Below are 20,979 nucleotides of genomic sequence, written 5' to 3' on the forward strand. Positions count from 1 at the left end.
TTTGGCGCAGATTTAGCAGATATTCGCAGAAATAATTTAAACCAATTCTTCAACACGTCCTCCCTAAAACAGCATAAAAATTTTCGCATCCCGCTAAGCGGGATTATAAGTTTTGAAGGAAGTATTCTAATCCCGCCAAAAAAGGATGCGAAAATTTTTGTGATATGTAACTATTAACTGTTACACACTTAACTTTTACACATATACACCTTGCAGCGCCAACGGAAAATTTGTCCTGCCAGGGGAAGGGATTCTTCCTCCCCATGGAGCAGGATTCAGAATGACATGCCGGCACAGGCCCTCACCGCCTGAGCAACACTTGCCCTTTCATAAATTAATTCGAAATTCTTAATTTTTAATTAAAATTACTTCTTTGCCTGTCCGGCAGCATGACGGACGCCCTTTGCGTTTTTTTAAGGTGGCGGCTGTGCTACCTTAGACAGAGAGGCCATAAAATTTTTTTGTTTTTTTATCTGCGTAATCCGCTGATAAAAGTTTTTGCACCCTTTGTAACTTTTTATCTTCTTGGCCTTAAATCAATTTTTGTCTTAGATGCCTTTCTAACTTAGAACTCAAAATAGTTTTTAATTAAATAAAAGATTTCTGAAATGTCCTCTGGAGTCTGCGTCAAAGACAACCCACTGGTTAATAGGAATGCATCATCATAGGTATGCGTCCCGCAGAAGATGGTTTGATCAAAAATGTTTTTCCTCCACAAATGGCCTTTTAAATCATAGCCTTTTTCAGGCAAAACAAACAAATCCGGAATGTGTTTGACTTGTAAAGGATCCACAAACAGCGAATGATCTTCCCCAGCCGGGTGGCCATAGACCTCGTATCCCCGCACTACTTTATTAATGACTGGATTGCCCTGTGGATCTTTTAACTGCAACAATTTTGCACTGATCTCATTACAGACCTGTTCATACTCAATTCCAGGCCGGATTTTCCCTGTCTTTTCACGACCTTTTAGATTGATGTAGATGCGCCCGGGATACAAGCTGTAAGCCGTTGTTAATTCATGCAGGTCCTTCAGGTTTTGCGGAGGTGCCTGTTTAAAATAGAGGTAGCCGTTTTCTATCAGCCAGCGATTCAGGTTCACCTCATGCTTAAGTCGCGTAAAGCCATGATCAGAAAGCAAAACTAAGGCTGCTTCTTCTGCTAATTCGTTGATAAATTGCCCTAAAAGCCGGTCTAATGTTTGGTAGAAACTTAAAAAGTAGCTGGAATAAGGTTCAACCTTTTCTTCGTAATATTTCCAGAAAAAATGGTGCAGACGATCGCTTTCCATGATGTGGCCCATGAAAAATTCCCACGGCCCATTCTGGTAAAAGTAGTGCAGCATTTCAAACCGCTTTTCCATTATGCCCATAAGTTGTCGATAAAAGCGTTTTAAATCTTTCTTGCCTGCTTCCACATCAGCGTCAATCTGATATCCCCTGATCTTCAGAAATGGGCCAATAGCCTGGGGATAGGTTGCTTTCGAAAGATCCGTAGCCAAAAAGCCGCTCACTACAATACCATTCACTTTTGTTGGAGGATAAGTAAGCGGCACATTCATACTAAACACACGTTTTCCGGCATCGGACAGTAATTGCAATATTGTTTTCTTCTTAAGGTGTCGGGCGTTAGGTACAAACCACTCCAAAGAACCGGGATCGCGTTCAATGAATCCACTAATCCCGTGCTCTGCCGGTTTGGCTCCTGTTAAAAACGAGGCCCAGGCCACAGAAGAGAGCGGGGGATAAACAGAGGCTATCTTTTGAAATTCCGCTTTGTTTACTACAGCCTCGACATTGGGCATAAGGCCTTTACCAAGCAGATTCTGTAACAGACTAAACGGAACGCCATCCAGGGCGATGATGACTACTTGCTTACGCTCATTCATGATTTTATTGTCTCGTTCCAAATTACTTTACAACAGAGGAGTAATATACGACAGAAAAGGGATTAATAAAACAGGTAAGCGTTACTCCTGGTAGCATCACATCGTGCCTGAATCCTGAATGGATATTCAGACCTTTTACAGGATATTTATACATCCAGCAATGAAAAATCACAAATGAATAAACTGATTAAAAATGGATCAATGCCCGTCCAGCTACTTTACTCATCAGGCAGCTGCAAAGCAAAACAGAAACCTGCGTGGCTGGATGCCTCCGAATCACAGTTAAGATCGCACCAAAACCTATCGCTGTACCACCAGGTCATACTCCAGAAACACAGATCGTCATTGAAAAATCAAACGCCCAAAAATTAATTTTGCATAAAGTTAACAACTTTCTACTCCACTGGCGGTTCAAACAATAAAACACCAATTAAACCATAAATACCCGTAACTAAAACAATGACCAGGTCTAACCAGCTCTTCCCAATTTTTTGTTTGCGCTTCTTAAATATGAGTACAGCCAACAAAATAAGCACCATGTTAAAAATGATGGCCTTCACAGAAAAATCGTCAAAATAGAAGTTTATAAAATTAGTAGTATTTTTTCGAATCTGCAAAGTAAAAGGAAAAAGATAGCGGCTGAACAACCCCGCTGTGGATTGGTAGAATCCGGGCCAATTTTCCTGATAGGTATCGATTAATTGGTATTTACGATTTGTCGTAAAAGAAAGCAACTGTGTGTCTTTCTTAATATTAAAAATACGATAAAGCAGGTTCCCAAAGATGAAGAGATTATCTTCATCCGGATTGTAATTGGTGATGGGAATGTGTTGAAATCGATATTGATCATACATTAAAAAATAGACCTGATTCTTTTTGTCGATAACTACACCATAAAATTCTTTCAGGTCCCGTTCATTAACAAAGATGACTCGCACCTCAATGCTGTCCGGTTTGTGTGTGTTTCGGCAAACTGGTTTCCCATTCACCATTTTTAAATGGAAAAGCTGACCCTTACGGTCAACAATAAAAAATCCTTCATCAAATGGTTTTCGGGTAGTAATATTGCCAAATACCTTTTGCGCAGGGAAAATAAATCCCTGGTCTTTTAAAGCGTTGGTAAATCGTTTCGATTTTAATTTATTGATTTCATTTGTAGCTGCATTAATGAATTCAATACCCCGCGAGGTGATTCTAAAAAAATCTTCCGGTACACTAAGGGTTAAACGCGGAGGATTGGCTTCCATAAGAGGATACAGAGAGATTACAGGAGTATTAATATGATCGGGGCGAATACGCATGAACAGATTATTCATACGAACTTCTTGTAAATCGATTTTATGGCCCTTTATGGAATCTGGCATTTGACCTCTGGCCGCTAAAATACGGTAATTGAATAAGGGCAGTAGAGGATCGGCTTGATCCCGCGTAATCTTTTTCCCCTCTCTGGTCTGGTAATAAAATCCCTTGTCGTAGCGAGCAATCAGATAGTCCTCTAACACAGGACTGTAATAAGCCATGGGCGATGGTGTCTTTTTCTCGAAACTCAACCAATAATATTCCGGAATATAAACGGCCGAAACCAGGATAACGATCAAAATAATGAATAGTCTACTTATCTTTGTTATCATTTTTCCACTCCTCTACGAAAACGCTGTCCCGTATACAAGATAGTAACGCTAAAAAACAGCGAAGCGATGGTAAACCAGGGCAAAGCATGTTTGTACATACTGTATTCCGAATTGTAGGACAGAAAGAAGAGATAACCTATAGAAAAAATAATAAGCATGATGCGCTTAAACCAGATCGGTTCAACAAAGATGGCGGCCGCTGCCCAGTAAAGCGCAAAGCCAGCCAGCAACCAGGGAGCTATTGTAATCCAGACATTGAGCAAGAGCTCCCATGGGAAAATGTTCGCCGTTATCAGGGAAAATAAGCCCAGACCTAGCAAATTGATGCCCAAAATTACCACTGTTCCAAAGCCTACCATAAACAATAAGATGGTATTTTCATTTAACGGCAGGTGTAGTGTCAATTTTAAACGACTGGCGTTTATCTCGGGTAAATATTGTGTAAATACGATTACCAGGCCAATTAAAACCGGGAAAAATTTTAAATCGTTGAAAAACAATTCGCCCATCACGATCACCCGATACCAGTAATTATTTGCCTCAGCAAATCGAATTTGGTAAGAAACTTCGAGGGCGATCTTTAAAATCAGAACGATGTAGAGGCCGGCTAAAATAAATACGGCCGAGCGAACTTTAAGCCACTCCTTGTAAAATAACGCTTTTACCATGTCCACTCCTAATATTTTCCTGTTAAACCGATAAAGGCATCTTCCAGGGTCATGGGCACCTGCTGTAAATGTTTAAAAGGAACGCCCAATTTTTTCAGGTGCTCGGTTACTCGCTCCTGGCTTTGAAAAGAGTACACAACACCTCTGGTTTTAAAGATTTCAAAATTGGCGATTACCTCATCCTTTCCTAAATGCACATTGTGGCCCTGCGGGAGTTCGAAGGCAAATTGCTTGAAATTGGCTTTAAATTCCTTTACCGTACTGCTAAGCAACACGCCTTTGTAATCCAGAATTACAATATCTTCCACCAGATCTTCCAGGTCCTGAATGATGTGTGAAGTAATGAAAATAGTTTTATCGCGGCCCAGAGCATATTCTTTTAAATAGTCCAGAAACAATCGCCGATATCCGGCATCCAGGCCCATGGAATAATCATCAAGTATCATCAGATCCGGGCCCTGGGCCAAAATAAGTCCAAGGGCAACCTGTGAACGCTGGCCGCAAGACATGGTGGATAATTTCTGTTGGGGGGCAACCTCCAATTTTTCCATCAGATCATAATACGCTTCCTTTTTCCATTTAGGATAAAAAGCAGAATAGAACTTCTCAATTTGCGTCAGAGTCATAAAATTGTATTGAATATGTCCTTCCATCAAAAAGCCCATCCGCGCCTTGGTTTGGGGACTTAAATGTTGCGAATCTTCGCCAAAGATATAACAATGCCCTGAGTGTGGTTTCAAGTAGCCATGGAGGATATTTATAGTCGTTGTTTTACCGGTGCCGTTCTTTCCTAACAGGCCGAAAATACTGCCCTTCTTAATGACAAAATTTAGATTTTCATAAATTAATCGTTTTCCATAGTAATGCGTTAAATTAACACATTCGACGACATTTTCCATTGCTTTCCTCATTTAATTTTAAATATTTAAGGAGCATTAATGGTTTAAGATCAAAATCAAATTGTATTTTTGAATGAGCCAACCGTAAATGTTGATAGATCAGCTATCTCAGCGTTGCGTCTGATCAACAAATAAAGATTAAGCGCCGTTATGGAAATAACGGCGCTTAATCTTCAAAAGCTTATTTGACAAGCAACATCTTGCGAATCGCTTTAAAATTACCGCTATTCAATTCGTAGAAATAAACACCACTGGCTAAGTGACTGAAATCTATTCTGACTTTGTAAACGCCAGCATTTAATTTTTTATTAATTAATGTGGCAACCTTTTGACCGGAAACATTGTACACAGTTAAAGTCGTCTGGCCTGCCTTCTTTAAAGAGAACTCAACCGTCGTTAATGGATTGAATGGATTGGGATAATTTTGTTTCAGTAAATATTCAGAAACCGTCGCTCCTGAAGAATGACCAATGCTGACAATAATACCATTGGCGTTACTTTCGCCAGGAGAAGCCTTACTAAAGAAGACCCATTCATCGCTACCATCATCTTTACGCCCATAGGAGATATCCGTGGTTTGTTCATCATACGTTAACGAATCAATAAAACGGTAATTCCCTTCAAAGAATTCACTAAGACCAATTTGCTCTCCAGAGCCTTTTAACTTAATATTCACATGCAAAACGCCCTGTTCGGGTTGTTTATCCGCCCACAGCACCAGAAAACCTTTAGCCGGAATTGTTGTTGCTTCGGGTAGGGTATCAGCAATCTGAAAGGCTGTAGGATCGCTTAAATCATCCGTAATGTACATGCCTCCAATATTTACAGGAAAATCATTCGCATTGTAAATCTCAATCCAGTCATCGTATTCACCGTATTCATCGGCAAAGGCCGTATCGTTGGAAGCCATAAATTCATTAATAAACAGATTTTCGGTTGCTATTTGCGGTTCAAAATCTTTTTTCAAAACAATACCATCCGAACCGACGACCCACAATTTCCCATTAACATATTCCGCGCGTTCCAGGTTATTGCTGGTTACACTATCATCCTTTTGCCAGGTAAGACCGCCATCCATGGAATAATAAATTTTACCTTTTTCGCCAACAGCGTAAACCAGAGTATCATTTACAAAAGCCAGGCCATAAAAGTCATCGCCGTCAGGCTCAGTAAACACTTCTTCCAGAGTATCCCAATTGGCTACCGTTGTGTGAAAGATGTAACCTTTTTCTCCAACCACTACGCCGTTGTCGCCTTTGAATTCGATTCCCCTTAATTTCATTGAACCATAATCATGCTTCAGATAGAAAGAATCCAGCGTTGCCGTTGAGACCAGTAGTTTACCGCTGTAACAACCGGCCAATACTTGTTTACTGGAGACAGGCCACAAATCATAAATACTACTCGTTTCGGAATTGCCAACCAGTGCCCAGGTTTGGCCGCCATCTTCCGATTTCATAATGTAACCTTTACTGCCCGCAGCAAAAACCAGATTTTCATCCACAAAACGTACCACATAAATGCTTTTATCATCTTCATCCATCGGATTGGGAATTTGCTGCCAGGTTAATCCTCCATCTGTAGTACGAAATAATATGCCATGGTAACCGCCTGCCAGACCGATATTTTCATTGGCAAAATCAGCCGAATACAAGGTAGCCATTCCACCGATCAATTGATTATCCGGATAGGTCCAATTGTACCCCCCATCTGTACTAATGGTTGCATCACCTCTAAAACAAACTCCAAGAATGGTATTGGCAGGCGAAACGGCCAGGCCTTTAAAATCTACATTGGGCCATTCCAGTAAAGGAGAGTAAGTGGCTCCGCCATCGGTTGTTTTAAACCACTGCCCATCCTGTCCAAAAACATAGCCCGTATTTACATCCAGAAAGGAAAGAAACTGAATGGTATGGGCTGCCGGGATGTCAATATCAGTCCAGGAAGCACCGCCATCGGTAGTTATTGCTACATGTCCATCTGATCCGCCGGCAATAACCGTGGTCTCGTTCAGCAATTGTACCGTGCGGAATTGCACATAGTCTGTTGACCAGTTGGCGATCTGTTCATAGGATTTTCCACCATTTTGAGACAGGAATACCGTAAAATGGTAACCGACTACCGCAATGGTTGAATCGCCATAAGCGGCTACATCGTACAAACGTTTGCTAACTCCTCCGGGAAACGTAAGCTGTACAAAATTCCAGGTTTGTCCGCCATCATGGGTGTACCAGGTGGCACCTTTGTTTGCATCGGTAGCCACGACGCCCACATTTTCGTTACAAAACGCAATACCTCCATCCAGGTCCTGAACACTGCCGCCTACTTCAAACGAAAAATCACTCATAGTCCAGGTGGCACCGCCATCGGTTGTTTTTAATACTCCGTCATCACCTGCCACATAAACCGTATTTTCATTGACCACTGCAATAGCGTTTAAGTCGAATGTAAATTGAGCCGTATCGCCAACCTGAGTCCAGGTGTAACCGCCATCTTCTGTTTTGTAGATAAAGCCGCCGCTGGCAGCGCAGGCATAACCTACCAGATTATTGGCAAAACCAACATCCGTCCAGCTTGGGGCGCCTTCGTACTCCGGAAAATGCACAATATCCCCACTCTCTCCGCCGTCCGTGGTCATCATTACAGCGCCATTCTGCCCCACATACAGCCCGGTATCCGCATTAAAAAAAACGCCGTTATTGGGATAATATTCCATATTCCCAATTTGTACTACCTCCCAGGATTGGCCAAACAACAGGCCAAATAACCCGAGCACCAAAATACTTTGAAACACATACCGCATACCTGAGTCCTCCTCTTTTTAGATAAAACAAATGACCTAAGTGAAATTTCTTTATAAGAATTTTCGCAACTCAATTTGTAAATTAATCTGGTCCCTGGAACGATGGCGCGCAATCCCTTTCTTTCCGGCAAACTCGAGGTTTATTAACCAGATCGATTTCATTTGATGAAAAGAAATCCCCAAAAATCCTCCTGGCCCCTGGTAATCTCCGTAGTAATTCCAGATGTCTGGTTCATGATAAACCTGATACCATAGGGCTGAATGCACATACCAGCGCGGATACGGAGAATACAGAGCACCCATTTTTAATGTAAAGCCCTTGATTGATTTATGTCGAAAAACTTTTGCCAGATAATCCCGTTTGTCAGGTGCAAGGTGATGATAACGGCCTTCCAGGGCCAGGATCAAAGGATGCAATGCGCCCAGACGACGGGACACTCCGACCGCTAATTCATGAAAGCGTTGAAAGGAACGATAGATGGCCAGCCTTTTAACTGGCTCTTCTGCCCAATCTTCTAAATAGCGAAACCGATAGCGTAATGTAATACCACTATTTAACTGTTTTGTAAAAAAATAGCGCCATACAGTGGAAAAATAGTAATTTTGCCCATAGTAATATCCATCATATTTACGCACAAGGGGACTATCGTACACTTCCTGCCAGCCATATTTGTAACCGGCATGAACCACCCCCTTCAAGCGCGCAAAATCGAACATGATTTGAGGCTCTGCCTCTATGCCTTTGGTACGCGTATTCCGGTCGTCTGTACTAGTAGCTGCAGTAAAAATAAACTCGCCTCTGTAACGAAAGATAACCGGGCTGGTGCCATCGGGCTGTTTTTCGATTTTGATGATGTCCAGCACATCAAACGGCCTCAGAGAAAAGCCCAGCACAACGGATGGGCTAAAACGGACGGCCAAACTGAGATCGGTGCGGATCTTTCGTCTTATGATTTCCGGCATGGAATAGACCTCTTTGAGTCCGCGGTAAATTTGATAATGCAATCCTGCACCCCACCACACATTTTTTAGCACCTTATGGCTAAAGACCACCTCCACCTGAGGCCCAATGTAAGAAAAATTACCTTCTACAGAATCGCAGGGCACAAATGGGTCGGGGCCATAAGGCTCAATTTCTATGGCGCGGTTTACTCCGGTCAAATAGTCCATATTATAGGCCACCGAGCCGTAAAATGCCTGATTGTCCGCTACATGTTTCTGTCCGGAAAAATACACACTGTTTTTATGAACGCCATAGGCATCCCACCAGCGTCGAAGCTTACCCCATGAATTTTGGCTGTTCAAGGCAACGGTCATCCAATTCGTAGAATCAGCGGCCTGCAGCCAGGCAGAGTTCTGGCTGAAGTGGTAAAGATTGAGTTCATTAATATTGGCCGGGATAGCGATTTCGATAGCTCCGAGAGGCCAGCGGTAAATATTACCCGCCTTACTTTGACCAAACAATAAGATCAGTAAAATTAAAAAAGTAAAAACAGATTTTGTCATGTTAATATCCCGGTGTAGGATGATCCAGAATAATAAAATCCAGGCTACTGTTATTGGTGTCAAAGCCGGGTTGACGTCTTTGCACCGATTTCCCACTATATTTACTCATGCCTACGCCAGCAAAACCGGCATCGACGCGAACGGTTAACTCTTTTTGTGAATTGGGATTCGAACTGTATTCCACGCCATCCAGAATGGTATTTAACGGGACATGATAGTATTGATAGCCATATTCCGAAACTTCACCCGGGTAATAATCACTTCCATCAGCCAGGAGAACAAAATTGTGTGATAAATTGATCATGAAATCGGTCGAGTTTGCCGGAATAACATTGACCACATTGGGAGCGGGGTTATCGATTTCGGCGCCATATGGATTGTAGAATTCCCAGTCGGCATCGGACAGATCCAGAGCCGTATCGATGTATTGCGAATGGTCTATCGCATCCTGAGCTACAACCACGTACTGATGCGGTTCTAAAGGATATTGCCTACCGGTTTTCGGTTCGCCAGGAAACTGGTAGATGTAAATTACCTGCACATAATCCACTGAGTCCTGATTGGGGTTATGTCTTTGTACACCGCGGCATAAAATCAACGCATCCAGATAAACCGTTGAATCGCTGTTATTGTACAATTCAACAAATTGATCGTAAAAATAGAACGCTTTATTTTTAGGACCACAATAGTAAATTTCATTAATCACCAGAGAAGATGGGGCGCTTAAATGGGCTTTTACCGTATCCTCAAAAGTCTGGTTTACCATTTCGAGCAATTTGTTACTCCGCAGGGTTAAAGTGTCGTTCTGACCTTGATTACCAACCTGCACAATCACTTCCTTTTCAACGGTGAGGGTATAGCTGCCCAGTAATAAATTCTTAAACTCCACCACGCCCTGGCTGTCCGCATAGGCCACATACGTTTTAGGTACCCCCGGTTTTTCATAATAATTGTTTGATTTTAAGGTCGCTTTGGCATTGATTAATGGCGCATATCCCAATTCGGGGTCAGTCTTTATCAATCCGCTTTGATCAACTAAAATAGCGCGCAATTGCAAACTGCCGTCATTTTGAGTGGGCGGATTTTTTGCGCAGGCCAGCATTAAAAGGCCGATAGCCAGCAAACCAATGTTCTTTAACATGCACCCGATCCCCTCAAAATTTTCTACTGCATTACTTTTAACAAATCATTCAATTTAGCGCTAAAGGCCACACCCCAGAACATTTCAGGGTTGCGCGATGCGTAACTGTCGTAACGCGTTTTGTAATAAGCCAGATCATTAAAAATATTTTCCACATACAGAGAAATTTCGGCGCCCCTGAAAAGAGATTTGCTGACAATGATACTAAACAACCATTTATCATTGGGTTTACTATCATCAACCGAAGTATTAATCTCTGAAAAAGAACGATCCAGGCGCATCAGGCTTGAAGTTTCGGCATCGATTGGTATTAACTGACCGTCCTTGTAGTAACCCAATGCATGTGTGGTTGCATTGCCGATGCTAAGGTACCTGTCCCACAAAACTTGTTGGGCCCGAAATGTTAACCAGATACCCAAACTTTTGGCAATGTAGTCGATTTTATAGTTGATAATGGTTTTTTGTCTCCAGCTTGTGGTCGGTTTGTAATAAGGCAAAATTTGCATGTCTTCCGGAACGACCCAACCGGTTGGCAAGGTGTCGCCGGCTGTGTAATTCCGTGCAGTAGAAGCAAATAGCGGAAATTTATCTTCTGTACCAGATCGACTGAACGTGTAGGCGGCGCTGATTAAAAAACGCATATTGAGTTTTGCAATGCGGTGCGTTCTCACCAGGAATTCAAGACCGCTATTGTTTACCCATCCCACATTTCGAGAAAACCCATAACGGGACGTAATGAGCAATATTTTTTCTATTGGATTTTTAACAACTTTATTCGGCCAATCTGGCCATTCATACCGATAATAAATAAGTGGATATGCCAGTCTTTTAGGGACACCATGTGTTTTTTGCAAGAAGCCATTCAATGTAAAAGCGAACTTCCCCACTTTCTGATCCAGGCCAATTTCATATTTCGTACTCTGATAGCCTTTTAGTCGGGCATTGGTTCGATCGTACACATAAGTCGTAATCAGCGGTACCTGTATGGTGGTATCCCGTCCATCCGCCAGCGTTTGATGTTGCAATCCAATATCGTTCACATCCAGGTAATATTTTTCCGGATAAAGTGTTGAAAGAGCCGGTGTTTTAGAGGCCTTGCTGAAAGTTAAACGCAATTGGGTATGCTTAAAAAGTTTCAACTTAAGGCCTAACCGCGGATTTACAAAAGTCCCTTGCCTTGCTTTAAAAACATCCTGCTTATTGAAAAGATTAAACGGTGCAAATCCACGCGGATTATAGCTATCGATTCGAAAGCCAAAGTTGAATGTAGCAGGAAGCAAAATCCTGGCCGTTATGCGGTCTTCGGCAAAGAAAGAGAGTTGAGTAATACCTGGAATATCGCTGAATGAACGCGGTCGAATATTTCCGCCCCCATTGGGAGGCCGCAGCAAATCGAATTGTTTGCCCGGTCCGTTGTTCCACTCGCTCTGGTACTCGCTACCTGCTAAAATACGGTGTAAAAATCGACCGGTAAAAAAGCGATGCGTTAATTTTACCTTAAAACCATAAGCCCATTCATCACCAATAGTGCGCACATCGGAAAAATAAACCGGATCGGCAAAAATACCCTCAATGGTACCCGGTCCCATTAAATTCGTTGCATATCCTAAATCCCGTGTTTCCAATTTGTGTTTCCAGCTGTTGCGCCGTTTATAGTCTAAAAAATTGCGCATGTAAAAGGAGGTCTGTTTGCTTCGCTTAAAATTAACCCTTTGCGAATAGGTGATGTGAAAATCCCGATTGTAGGCTCTTGTCTTGTTGGGATCGGATTCATCATTGTCTTCTTCAATTTTGCGGGAAAAACGCAGTCCCTGGGTTACTTTTAGCCGTTTTTCCAGAAAATAATTGCTGGCTTTCAAATCAGCTGCAATCCGATGAAATTCATCTCCTTGAATGCGAATATCCCGTTCACTGAAACCGTAATTAAAATTGTAAACAAAATAGGTGTTCCAGCGTCTGAAGCTGCCCATCAGGTTAGCTTCTTTGGTATCCGGATTATTTTTGACCTTGAGACGCGTGGGAACGTTTTCCGTGCGCGTGGTAGCCACAATGACGCCGGAAGTATTGTCCCCGTATTCAACTGAAGTGGCGCCGGACTGCACCTCCACACGTTGCAGATTATCGGCCACAATTTCCCGCAGGTCGTATTCGTTTTCGGCAGTAGCCTGTACTTTGGTGCCGTAATTCACGCCCACGCCGGTTTGCAAATCCACGTTGTTGGAAAGGGGCACATCGTCTAAGATGATTTTCGTTCCAAAGGCCGAACCCACATCGCCCAGATTGCGTAGATTGATCTGTTGTTTGCGACTGAGCCCCAGATTGGTCGCCTTTTCATTACCCGGGATCATTTCCAACACATCGGCTAAGCTGGTAGCCTGCATGTGTTCGATCTCTCCACTGGTAATGCGATGGATGGTTTCCGGTTCCTGGGGTAATAAGTCTCTTTGTGCCGTCACCTGAATGCCACCGATTTCTAAAAATAAAAATTCATTTTCATTCCCAGGGTACATAGTCACCTTCAGACGTGTGATCTGGTTGGCGCTAACCTTTACTTCGGGAATGACCAGCGAATAAAATTCTTTTTTAATAAAAATCAGATAATAGCTGCCTGGCTGTACGCGGGAAAAGAGAAATTCACCATTTTCATCCGATTTGGTGGACACATTTTGGCCTTCGATGCGCACAATGACTCCTGCTAATTTTTCATTGCTATCCGTTTTTACAATGGTGCCCATAATCGTACCGGTCTGGCTCTGGGCAAAAAGAGGTACAATAGATAAGGCAATAACCAGCAGGACTCTGTGCATTATTTTTCTCACAGCCTCAGATTTATATTTATTTGTCCTAACTTAATAATATAATTTTAACTTTTCAATAGAAAGTTTCTAATCTTTACTAACCCTTTTTATTCTAATCCATATATTCTTGTTTTTTTAGAAAATTATACGATCTCACGCCGTTACTTCTATTTTAACAAAACCATTTTTTGAATTGCCACATTTTTTCTGCTAATTATTTTACAAAAATAGAGACCGGATCCAACCGGCTGTCGCTGCTCATTCAAACCATCCCATAGCACAGCGTGCACTTTTCCAGGAGTCAACATTTTTTCTTTTAAAAGCGTACGAACTTTTTGCCCTAACGTATTGTAAATATAGATTGTAACGGCATCAGTTTGTTCCAAGGTAAACTGAATTATGGTTGTGCTATTAAAAGGATTAGGATAATTTCCCAGTAAGCTGAATTGATAGGCTGGTTGTCCGAACGTAGCCAGCGCCGTGGGATAATTTTTCCCTACAAAAAGCTCGTCGATGGCCCAACCCCAGCCATTGGTTGCCTGATCGGCATGTAAACGAAATCGCAGGTAGATTTGAGTTCCAGCATCATAAAAAGCGCTTAATAAGGTGTCATGCTTCATGAACGAATTTGAAGCTGGGGCGCGTTTTTCTTTAAAAGCGTTCAACCACTCGTTGTTCCATCGGGCATCGTAAGGCTCTATTACCATATTCCAGCTAAGGCCATCTGTGCTGGTTTCAACGGTTACATAGTCCCACATTTGCGGATAGGGGTAATAGAACCCTTTGTCGCCGGGTTCCACTACTGCAATATCAAAATACGTCAAACGTAAACTGTCGGAAACAAGAAGAGGATAGGGCAATAGAGCAATATGTTCCTTATCATCGGCGTAGGGATGGGTTGTGTGCAAGGTGGCAGTGGTAAATCCCTTTTCCAGCGAAACCATAAAATCCCCTTCAAAGGGATTTTTACCGTCTTCAAAATTTAGGTACAGACTGTCGCGTGTTTCAAAGGTTTCAATAGATTTTGTTTGCGATACATAGAGCGAGTCTTCCTTGTACCCTGCTAAATGAATTTGTAAAACAGCGGGCCGCTGAACGGCGCAGTAAGCAAAGGTATCCACATAGGCTTTTAAGTTGAACAGGGTTACCCTGGGGACATCGTTTACGAACACTTTTAATGAATCGTAGGCGCCTTGCGTAAAAAAGCTGATTCTCAGAGAATCGGTATTGGGATTGGGCAAAGGTAAATCGGCCAGCAATGGTTCTTTGACCGGCAAATTGTAAGTGCGCAGAGTATCATTATCCAGCGTCCACACCCCTCTACCGTGCGTGGCAGCCACAATTTGATGTCCCACTATTTTCATGCTACGCACCGCCACCGCAGGCAAATTTCGATCAAAATAAGACCAGCTCTGGCCGCTGTTGTACGAAACAAAAACGCCGATATCGGTACCAATCCAGATCTGGCTGGAATCGTAAGGCATAAAAAGCGCACAGTGAACCGGAACCTCCGGCAAATTGTGCGTAATATCTTCCCAGGTCTGCCCCAGATTGCGTGTTCGAAAGATTTTTCCATAGCCATAAACGCCAAATAGGGCCAGCGCTGTGGCGCTATCAAAGGGCGAAGTGGCAAGACCAGTGAGGTAGGCATTTAAATTTTCATCGGGATTGGAAACCGTTCGAAAGTTTTTCCCGCCATCCGTGGAAACATTGATGTAAAAAGACGAAGTAGCGGCCCAGACAATATTCGAATCTCGTTCGGAAATGGCCAATTTAATCCACCGGTAGCCGCCTAAATGCACATCAACCGCTTGCCAGCTCTCAGCCCCATTGTAACTGATGTAAATTTTATTGGTATCCGAAGCGGTAATCAATTTTTTGGGATTGTGCGCATCCATGACCAGCGGCGTGTGGAAAATATTGCTCTCTGGCAGGCCATTGTCCTTTAGCTTAAAATAGTCCCCGGAAGTTATTGATTTGTAAACTTTAGAATTGTAAAGCGTGCCGTAAACTATTTGGGCGTTCTGGTCGTCCCAGGCGCAGTCAAATCCGTCGCCGCCGATCTTTTTGGCCCAGGCACTGGTCGGCGATGGATTTTTTGGTGAAACCAGTGTTCCATTGTCCTGCGTGCCGCCAATGTACTGATCAGCCTCAGGATTTCTGTCTGCATCGTAAAATTGAGTGATGTTTAAGCCCCTGTTGCGGCTTTCCCAGCTTTTACCTCCATTGTAAGAATAAAAGACTCCCCCGTCATTAGCCACCAGCATTTCAAAAGTAGAATCCGGATGTTCAATGACCGCAATACAGTGCTGATCGGCATGAACATAGGGGTAAGCAGAACTGTAGTACCAGCTGCTCAGTTTTTCGTAACTAAAGCCATTGTTATGAGTATCAATTTTGTACAGATCGACGCCGCCCACGAACACAATTTCCGGATCAAAGGGATGAACCAGAAGGGTATTATTGTACCAGCCCTGAGATTGTAGCCAATTAACCGCATTTCCCAGATTGTGCCAGGTTTTTCCACCGTCGCTCGATTTAAACAACCCCAACAGGGCATAAGCGGTGTCGGCCGCTGCTGCGTAAACAAAATTGGTATCTACCGCCGAAATGGCCAGTTCAATGCGAGTAGGGTTTTCAATAGAATCACTCACAAACTGCCAGGTTTCTCCCAGATCAATGGAGCGATAGATGCCCCCTTTCCAGGTTGTAATAAATAACGTGTTAAAATGTAATGGATTACAGACAATCTGCTGAACGCTTTTCCCGATGTCAAAAACTTTTTGCCAGGTTTGCCCCCCATCCAGAGAACGCAGAACACCGGTTTTCGTGGCTACCAGCAAAGTATCAGGGTGGAGGGGATGGACCACAATACGATTTACAAAGCGGAAGTCGTAGGCCTCACTGGTGGAAGGCAGTTGCAACCAGCTTAAACCTCCGTCGGTTGTTTTGAATATGCCGTCGCCGGTAATCGCATCGTAATTAAAAAATCCTTCGCCGGTACCGGCGTAGAGGATATCCGGTTGCGAATCGCAGATGGCAATGGTAGAAACGGACAAAACGGGCATGTCATCTGTTTGGCAGGTCCAGCTCTGCCCCCGATCCTGGGTGAGCCAGATTCCTCCACCCACCGCGCCTACCCACCAGCGGTCAGGATTTTGTGGATGTATAACCAGCGCGCGCGCCCGGCCGGCAATATCTGACGGCCCGCGGTCTTTCCAGGTTAAGGTATTGGTTACCGAAAAAAGATGATATTGTTGTTTTGCCTGACGAAAGGCCCGAAAACGCCAATTGGAAGGATATGAAAACTTTTTGCCAATCTGTGAGCGCAATACAACTTGTTCCAGAGCGGCTTGATCCGGATGATCGGGGCGTGAGAGGGGTTCAGACCTTTCCTGCTCGTACAAGGTCCGGTTAAACTTTGGCCCTTCAGCAGTATAATTGAGAATCAATGGAAGAATCAGGAAAATACCTGACAACAAGATAAAAATAAAAAGCCATACTTTAAGCTTCATTGCCTGCCCTTCCTAAACACAAGTGAGCGGAAGAATGGCTCCTATTCGCAGGTAGGTTCAACCAACAGCGTAAATAATTCATCCAATGGAAGGCCCGCTCACCCAAAAACACACCTTCATCTTTTCTCTGATTCTGTTACATCCAAAAACAGACAGACGGTTCATATTGGGAACAACAGAACATGATAGAGAAGTTAACAATAAAATTAAGATATTGTCAAAAAAAATACTACTCGTTTTTTACCTGGCTTTTGCACCGTATTTATGGTTATGAAAGGCATCCAATTGGGAGATGATGGTTTCGGGGATGGCTAAATTTCCCGTGCCAATTACAGGCTTGATTTCTTTTTTGGCTTCTCCATGAAAATCAGAACCACCGGAAACAACCAATTCGTTTTCCCGGGCATACTGGAGTAAAAAAGCGGTCAACTCCGAATCGTGTAACGAATAGTAAGCTTCAAGTCCATCGATACCGCGGGCTAGAAGGGCATTCAGCCGTTTGCGCAGCTCCTCATAGGTTCTGGCCCCAAGGCTGACAGGATGGGCAACAACAGCCAGGCCCCCTGCTTTGTGGATTAAGTTTATCGCTTCGGTTAATTGAAATTTCTTTTTAGGGACATAGGCCGGTGCGTTTCGGCCAATGTATTTTTGGAATGCTTCTTCCATAGTATGAACCAGCCCGGCGTGAAGGAGGAGGCGCGCGATGTGCGGCCGGCCGACGCTCTCTTTGGCTTCCAGCTCTTCCGTTCTGGCAGGCGGAAGCAAGATCCCTATCTCCCTTAATTTTTGTACGATTAGACGCGCCCGTTTTTTACGTTCTTCTCTCAATGTTTGTAATGCAGCCTTGAAATCAGGATTCTTAATATCAATAAATAGCCCAAGTAAATGGAGGTGGGCTTTGCCCGGCAAGGGGTATTCAATGCTCAGCTCCACTCCGGGAATCAAACGCATTTGATGGTCGCGGGACAGCTGATCGGCCTCTTCTATGGCGCTAATGGTATCGTGATCGGTAATGGCAAAGGTATTTACGTCATATTCTTTTAGCAGAGAAATCAATTCTGCCGGACTCAAGGAACCGTCGGAATGCGTAGTGTGCAGGTGTAGGTCAACGGCCATCACATATACCCCAGATCTTTCAGGCGCTGCTCAATATCCGATGCACTCTTTTCTTTTTGCACAGGGTCCTGTTGCTCCAGGTAGTTTTGCAAAATGGCGATTACAAAATCGTTAAAATTCAATAATCCACTTTCCTTTCGCAGTTTTTCCAGCTCCAGATACAACGATTCTGGTAATTCGATTTCAATTTTCTTCATCTCCCAATCCTCCATCAAACATAAAAAAAGGCGGACAAGTCCGCCTTTGATGTTAAGCTTTTACAATTTTATCCCGATGTTCCAGTACGTTTTTGGTGGCGTTGCGCGTATCCACCACCAATTGCGCATTTTTTACAATGAATGGCCAATCGTAGGCCGAATGATCCGTTGAAACCAGCACACAATCATATTTTTGGATATTTTCCGCTGTCAATTCCACGCTCTCTTTGTGGCCCACATGGTACATGCGCATTTTAGGCAAAACAGGAATCAGCGGATCGTTGTAATCCACATGGGCTCCCTTCTCTTCCAGAATTTCCATTAATTTAAAGGAAGGAGATTCACGCGGATCGTCCACATCTTTTTTGTAAGCTGCGCCCAGGATTAAGATTTTGGAGCCTTTTATGCTTTTGGCCCGATCATTCAAAGCATCGGCCACTTTATTTACCACGTAATAGGGCATAAATGTGTTGACCTCGCCGGCCAGCTCGATAAAACGTGTGTTCATCTCATATTCGCGCGCTTTCCAGGTTAAGTAGAAAGGATCAATGGGGATACAGTGCCCGCCGAGACCAGGACCAGGATAAAAGGGCATAAAACCAAAAGGTTTGGTAGAAGCCGCTTCAATGACTTCCCACACGTCGATGCCCATGCGATCGAGGATCATTTTCATTTCATTGACCAGGGCAATATTGACGCTGCGGAAGATGTTTTCCAGCAATTTGGTCGCCTCGGCCGCCTGAGTGGATGAAACCGGAACCGTTTTGACAATCACCTGATCGTACAGGGCTGTGATCAATTCACGGGCATATTCGTTATTGGCACCCACCACTTTGGGAATGGTTCGAGTATTGAATTTGGGATTGGCCGGATCTTCACGTTCCGGGGAAAACCCTACCCAAAAATCTCGATCGCCTTTAAGGCCCGATTTTTCTAAAATAGGTTTCAGCACTTCTTCTGTTGTTCCTGGAAAGGTTGAGCTTTCCAGGACAATCAATTGACCGGCCCGGATGTGTTTAGCCAGGGTCTCTCCCGTGCCAGTGATGTACGATAAATCCGGTTCGCGATGTTTGGTTAAGGGAGTAGGCACGCAGATTAAAATGGCATCGACCTCTTTAATGCGTGCAAAATCGGTAGTTGCTTCAAACAGCTTGGTTTCCCGAACCTTTTTTACTCGCTTTTCGTCAATGTGTTTGATGTAAGACTGACCGGCATTCAGCTTTTCAACTTTGTTAGAATCGATATCAAAGCCGATGGTTTTAAAGCCCTGATCGACAAATTCCATTAACAGGGGCAGGCCCACATAGCCCAGGCCTACCACGCCGACAACCGCTTCTTTATTCTTAATTTTGTTTAATAAATCCATCATACAATCTCCATTTTAAGTAATACACAAGGTAATAAGTCGAGGCCATTATTTCTTGTACTTTAAAGACGATGGACGTCCGATGGGGAAATAATCAATACTGATCTTGGCCATTCGTTTGGGTTCATAAAGGTTTCGTCCGTCAAAAATGACTGGTTTTTTCAACATCTCTTTAATAAGGTAAAAATCGGGTTCGCGGAATTCATTCCATTCGGTCATAATAATCAGAGCATCGGCGCCTTCCAGAGCGTCGTAGCGTTTTTTTACCAGAAAAACCTGTTTGTTCAGCAGGTCTTCAAAGCGCCATTCCGCTTCTTTAAGCGCTTCTGGATCATGGGCCTGGATTCTGGCGCCTTCCTTAGCCAGGGCACGAATCAAGGCAATGGCCGGCGCCTCGCGCATATCATCGGTATTCGGTTTGAATGAAAGCCCCCAAACCGCGAATATCTTTCCTTTTAAATCGTTGTTAAAATAATTTTTAATTTTTTCCAGCATGATGGTTTTCTGGCGATTATTGACTTCCTCGACGGCTTCTAAGATACGTAATTGCATGCCATAATCTCTGGCTGTACGAATAATAGCTTTAACATCTTTTGGAAAACAGGAACCGCCATATCCTGTGCCGGGGAAAATAAAATAGGGGCCAATTCTGCGGTCAGCACCAATTCCACGGCGTACCATGTCCACATCGGCGCCTACTTTTTCGCACAGATTTGCAATTTCGTTGATGAAGGAAATTTTGGTGGCCAGCATGGCATTGGCCGCATACTTAGTAAGCTCGGCGCTGCGGATATCCATAACCAAAATTGGTTTACCAGTGCGCACAAAAGGTGCGTACAAATTGCGCATGGTTTCCGCCACCTCTTCGTTATCGGTCCCGATCACCACACGATCGGGCTTTAAAAAATCCTCAATGGCTGCTCCTTCTTTCAAAAATTCAGGATTGGAAACAACCGCAAAATCATGCTTGGTATGTTTGCGAACCTCTTCCTTAACCTTATCTGCCGTACCCACTGGAACCGTGCTTTTATTGACAATAATTCTAAAACCGTTCATGTTTTTGCCGATGTCCCGCGCCACAGCCAGCACATGCTGCAAATCGGCCGAGCCATCTTCTTTTGGAGGTGTTCCGACAGCAATGAAAATAATTCTTGATTTTTCAACGGCTTCTTTAATATCCGTAGTAAACGACAGGCGATCCTGATCCATATTGCGTTTGACCATTTCTTCCAGGCCCGGCTCGTATATTGGTATTTCACCATTTTTTAATTTTTCAATTTTGTTTCGATCTTTATCAACACAGATGACATCATTACCAACATCTGCAAAACAGGTTCCGGCAACAAGGCCAACATAACCTGTACCAATAATTGCAACTCTCATTTTTTACTCCTTTCACGTTCATTTTCGCACATCTTGTGTTATCGGAAAATTTTTTTAATTACTTAACC

The 20,979-nt window shown here is 43.4% G+C and carries 13 protein-coding genes; all 13 read right to left on the bottom strand.

What is annotated here, in order from left to right:
* Nucleotides 1-565: 565 nt before the first annotated feature.
* The 13 genes from ACWB0I_RS05105 to ACWB0I_RS05165 all read right to left on the bottom strand — a co-directional run bounded on the left by ACWB0I_RS05105 (nucleotide 566) and on the right by ACWB0I_RS05165 (nucleotide 20,911).
* Nucleotides 566-1,888 (bottom strand): alkaline phosphatase family protein, encoded by a 1,323-nt coding sequence (locus ACWB0I_RS05105; protein ID WP_479386960.1) that lies wholly within the window; start codon nucleotides 1,886-1,888, stop codon nucleotides 566-568.
* A 395-nt stretch (nucleotides 1,889-2,283) separates the two neighbouring features.
* Entirely contained in the window at nucleotides 2,284-3,519 is a 1,236-nt protein-coding gene (locus tag ACWB0I_RS05110; RefSeq protein WP_479386961.1) for a DUF4857 domain-containing protein, read from the bottom strand.
* Complete coding sequence (locus ACWB0I_RS05115) at nucleotides 3,516-4,187, bottom strand: hypothetical protein (protein WP_479386962.1); 672 nt, start codon at nucleotides 4,185-4,187, stop codon at nucleotides 3,516-3,518. The genes ACWB0I_RS05110 and ACWB0I_RS05115 overlap by 4 nt, the downstream gene beginning before the upstream one ends.
* A gap of 8 nt (nucleotides 4,188-4,195) precedes the next feature.
* Nucleotides 4,196-5,086 carry an ABC transporter ATP-binding protein gene (locus tag ACWB0I_RS05120; RefSeq protein WP_479386963.1) on the bottom strand — a complete coding sequence of 297 codons (891 nt, stop codon included), beginning with the start codon at nucleotides 5,084-5,086 and terminating at the stop codon, nucleotides 4,196-4,198.
* A 181-nt stretch (nucleotides 5,087-5,267) separates the two neighbouring features.
* Entirely contained in the window at nucleotides 5,268-7,889 is a 2,622-nt protein-coding gene (locus ACWB0I_RS05125) for a YCF48-related protein (RefSeq protein ID WP_479386964.1), read from the bottom strand.
* A 51-nt stretch (nucleotides 7,890-7,940) separates the two neighbouring features.
* Nucleotides 7,941-9,395 (bottom strand): hypothetical protein, encoded by a 1,455-nt coding sequence (locus ACWB0I_RS05130; RefSeq protein ID WP_479386965.1) that lies wholly within the window; start codon nucleotides 9,393-9,395, stop codon nucleotides 7,941-7,943.
* A gap of 1 nt (nucleotide 9,396) precedes the next feature.
* On the bottom strand, nucleotides 9,397-10,536 hold the full coding sequence (locus tag ACWB0I_RS05135; RefSeq protein WP_479386966.1) for a DUF4876 domain-containing protein: 1,140 nt from the start codon (nucleotides 10,534-10,536) through the stop codon (nucleotides 9,397-9,399).
* A 23-nt stretch (nucleotides 10,537-10,559) separates the two neighbouring features.
* Nucleotides 10,560-13,343: a TonB-dependent receptor gene (locus ACWB0I_RS05140; protein WP_479386967.1), complete on the bottom strand. Its 2,784-nt coding sequence runs from the start codon at nucleotides 13,341-13,343 to the stop codon at nucleotides 10,560-10,562.
* Nucleotides 13,344-13,501: 158 nt separating this feature from the next.
* On the bottom strand, nucleotides 13,502-16,849 hold the full coding sequence (locus tag ACWB0I_RS05145) for a WD40/YVTN/BNR-like repeat-containing protein (protein ID WP_479386968.1): 3,348 nt from the start codon (nucleotides 16,847-16,849) through the stop codon (nucleotides 13,502-13,504).
* Nucleotides 16,850-17,089: 240 nt separating this feature from the next.
* Nucleotides 17,090-17,965 carry a PHP domain-containing protein gene (locus ACWB0I_RS05150; RefSeq protein ID WP_479386969.1) on the bottom strand — a complete coding sequence of 292 codons (876 nt, stop codon included), beginning with the start codon at nucleotides 17,963-17,965 and terminating at the stop codon, nucleotides 17,090-17,092.
* Complete coding sequence (locus tag ACWB0I_RS05155; RefSeq protein WP_479386970.1) at nucleotides 17,965-18,162, bottom strand: hypothetical protein; 198 nt, start codon at nucleotides 18,160-18,162, stop codon at nucleotides 17,965-17,967. Before ACWB0I_RS05155 ends, ACWB0I_RS05150 begins: the two co-directional genes overlap by 1 nt.
* 52 nt (nucleotides 18,163-18,214) lie before the next feature.
* Nucleotides 18,215-19,528 carry a nucleotide sugar dehydrogenase gene (locus tag ACWB0I_RS05160; RefSeq protein ID WP_479386979.1) on the bottom strand — a complete coding sequence of 438 codons (1,314 nt, stop codon included), beginning with the start codon at nucleotides 19,526-19,528 and terminating at the stop codon, nucleotides 18,215-18,217.
* A 48-nt stretch (nucleotides 19,529-19,576) separates the two neighbouring features.
* Complete coding sequence (locus tag ACWB0I_RS05165; protein WP_479386971.1) at nucleotides 19,577-20,911, bottom strand: UDP-glucose dehydrogenase family protein; 1,335 nt, start codon at nucleotides 20,909-20,911, stop codon at nucleotides 19,577-19,579.
* Nucleotides 20,912-20,979: the final 68 nt, after the last annotated feature.

This window comes from Caldithrix sp., assembly GCF_056497305.1.

Coding starts and splice junctions, on each gene's coding strand:
- ACWB0I_RS05105 (WP_479386960.1), bottom strand. CDS start 1,888: ATGAATGAGCGTAAGCAAGTAGTCATCATCGCCCTGGATGGCGTTCCG.
- ACWB0I_RS05110 (WP_479386961.1), bottom strand. CDS start 3,519: ATGATAACAAAGATAAGTAGACTATTCATTATTTTGATCGTTATCCTG.
- ACWB0I_RS05115 (WP_479386962.1), bottom strand. CDS start 4,187: ATGGTAAAAGCGTTATTTTACAAGGAGTGGCTTAAAGTTCGCTCGGCC.
- ACWB0I_RS05120 (WP_479386963.1), bottom strand. CDS start 5,086: ATGGAAAATGTCGTCGAATGTGTTAATTTAACGCATTACTATGGAAAA.
- ACWB0I_RS05125 (WP_479386964.1), bottom strand. CDS start 7,889: ATGCGGTATGTGTTTCAAAGTATTTTGGTGCTCGGGTTATTTGGCCTG.
- ACWB0I_RS05130 (WP_479386965.1), bottom strand. CDS start 9,395: ATGACAAAATCTGTTTTTACTTTTTTAATTTTACTGATCTTATTGTTT.
- ACWB0I_RS05135 (WP_479386966.1), bottom strand. CDS start 10,536: ATGTTAAAGAACATTGGTTTGCTGGCTATCGGCCTTTTAATGCTGGCC.
- ACWB0I_RS05140 (WP_479386967.1), bottom strand. CDS start 13,343: ATGCACAGAGTCCTGCTGGTTATTGCCTTATCTATTGTACCTCTTTTT.
- ACWB0I_RS05145 (WP_479386968.1), bottom strand. CDS start 16,849: ATGAAGCTTAAAGTATGGCTTTTTATTTTTATCTTGTTGTCAGGTATT.
- ACWB0I_RS05150 (WP_479386969.1), bottom strand. CDS start 17,965: ATGGCCGTTGACCTACACCTGCACACTACGCATTCCGACGGTTCCTTG.
- ACWB0I_RS05155 (WP_479386970.1), bottom strand. CDS start 18,162: ATGAAGAAAATTGAAATCGAATTACCAGAATCGTTGTATCTGGAGCTG.
- ACWB0I_RS05160 (WP_479386979.1), bottom strand. CDS start 19,528: ATGGATTTATTAAACAAAATTAAGAATAAAGAAGCGGTTGTCGGCGTG.
- ACWB0I_RS05165 (WP_479386971.1), bottom strand. CDS start 20,911: ATGAGAGTTGCAATTATTGGTACAGGTTATGTTGGCCTTGTTGCCGGA.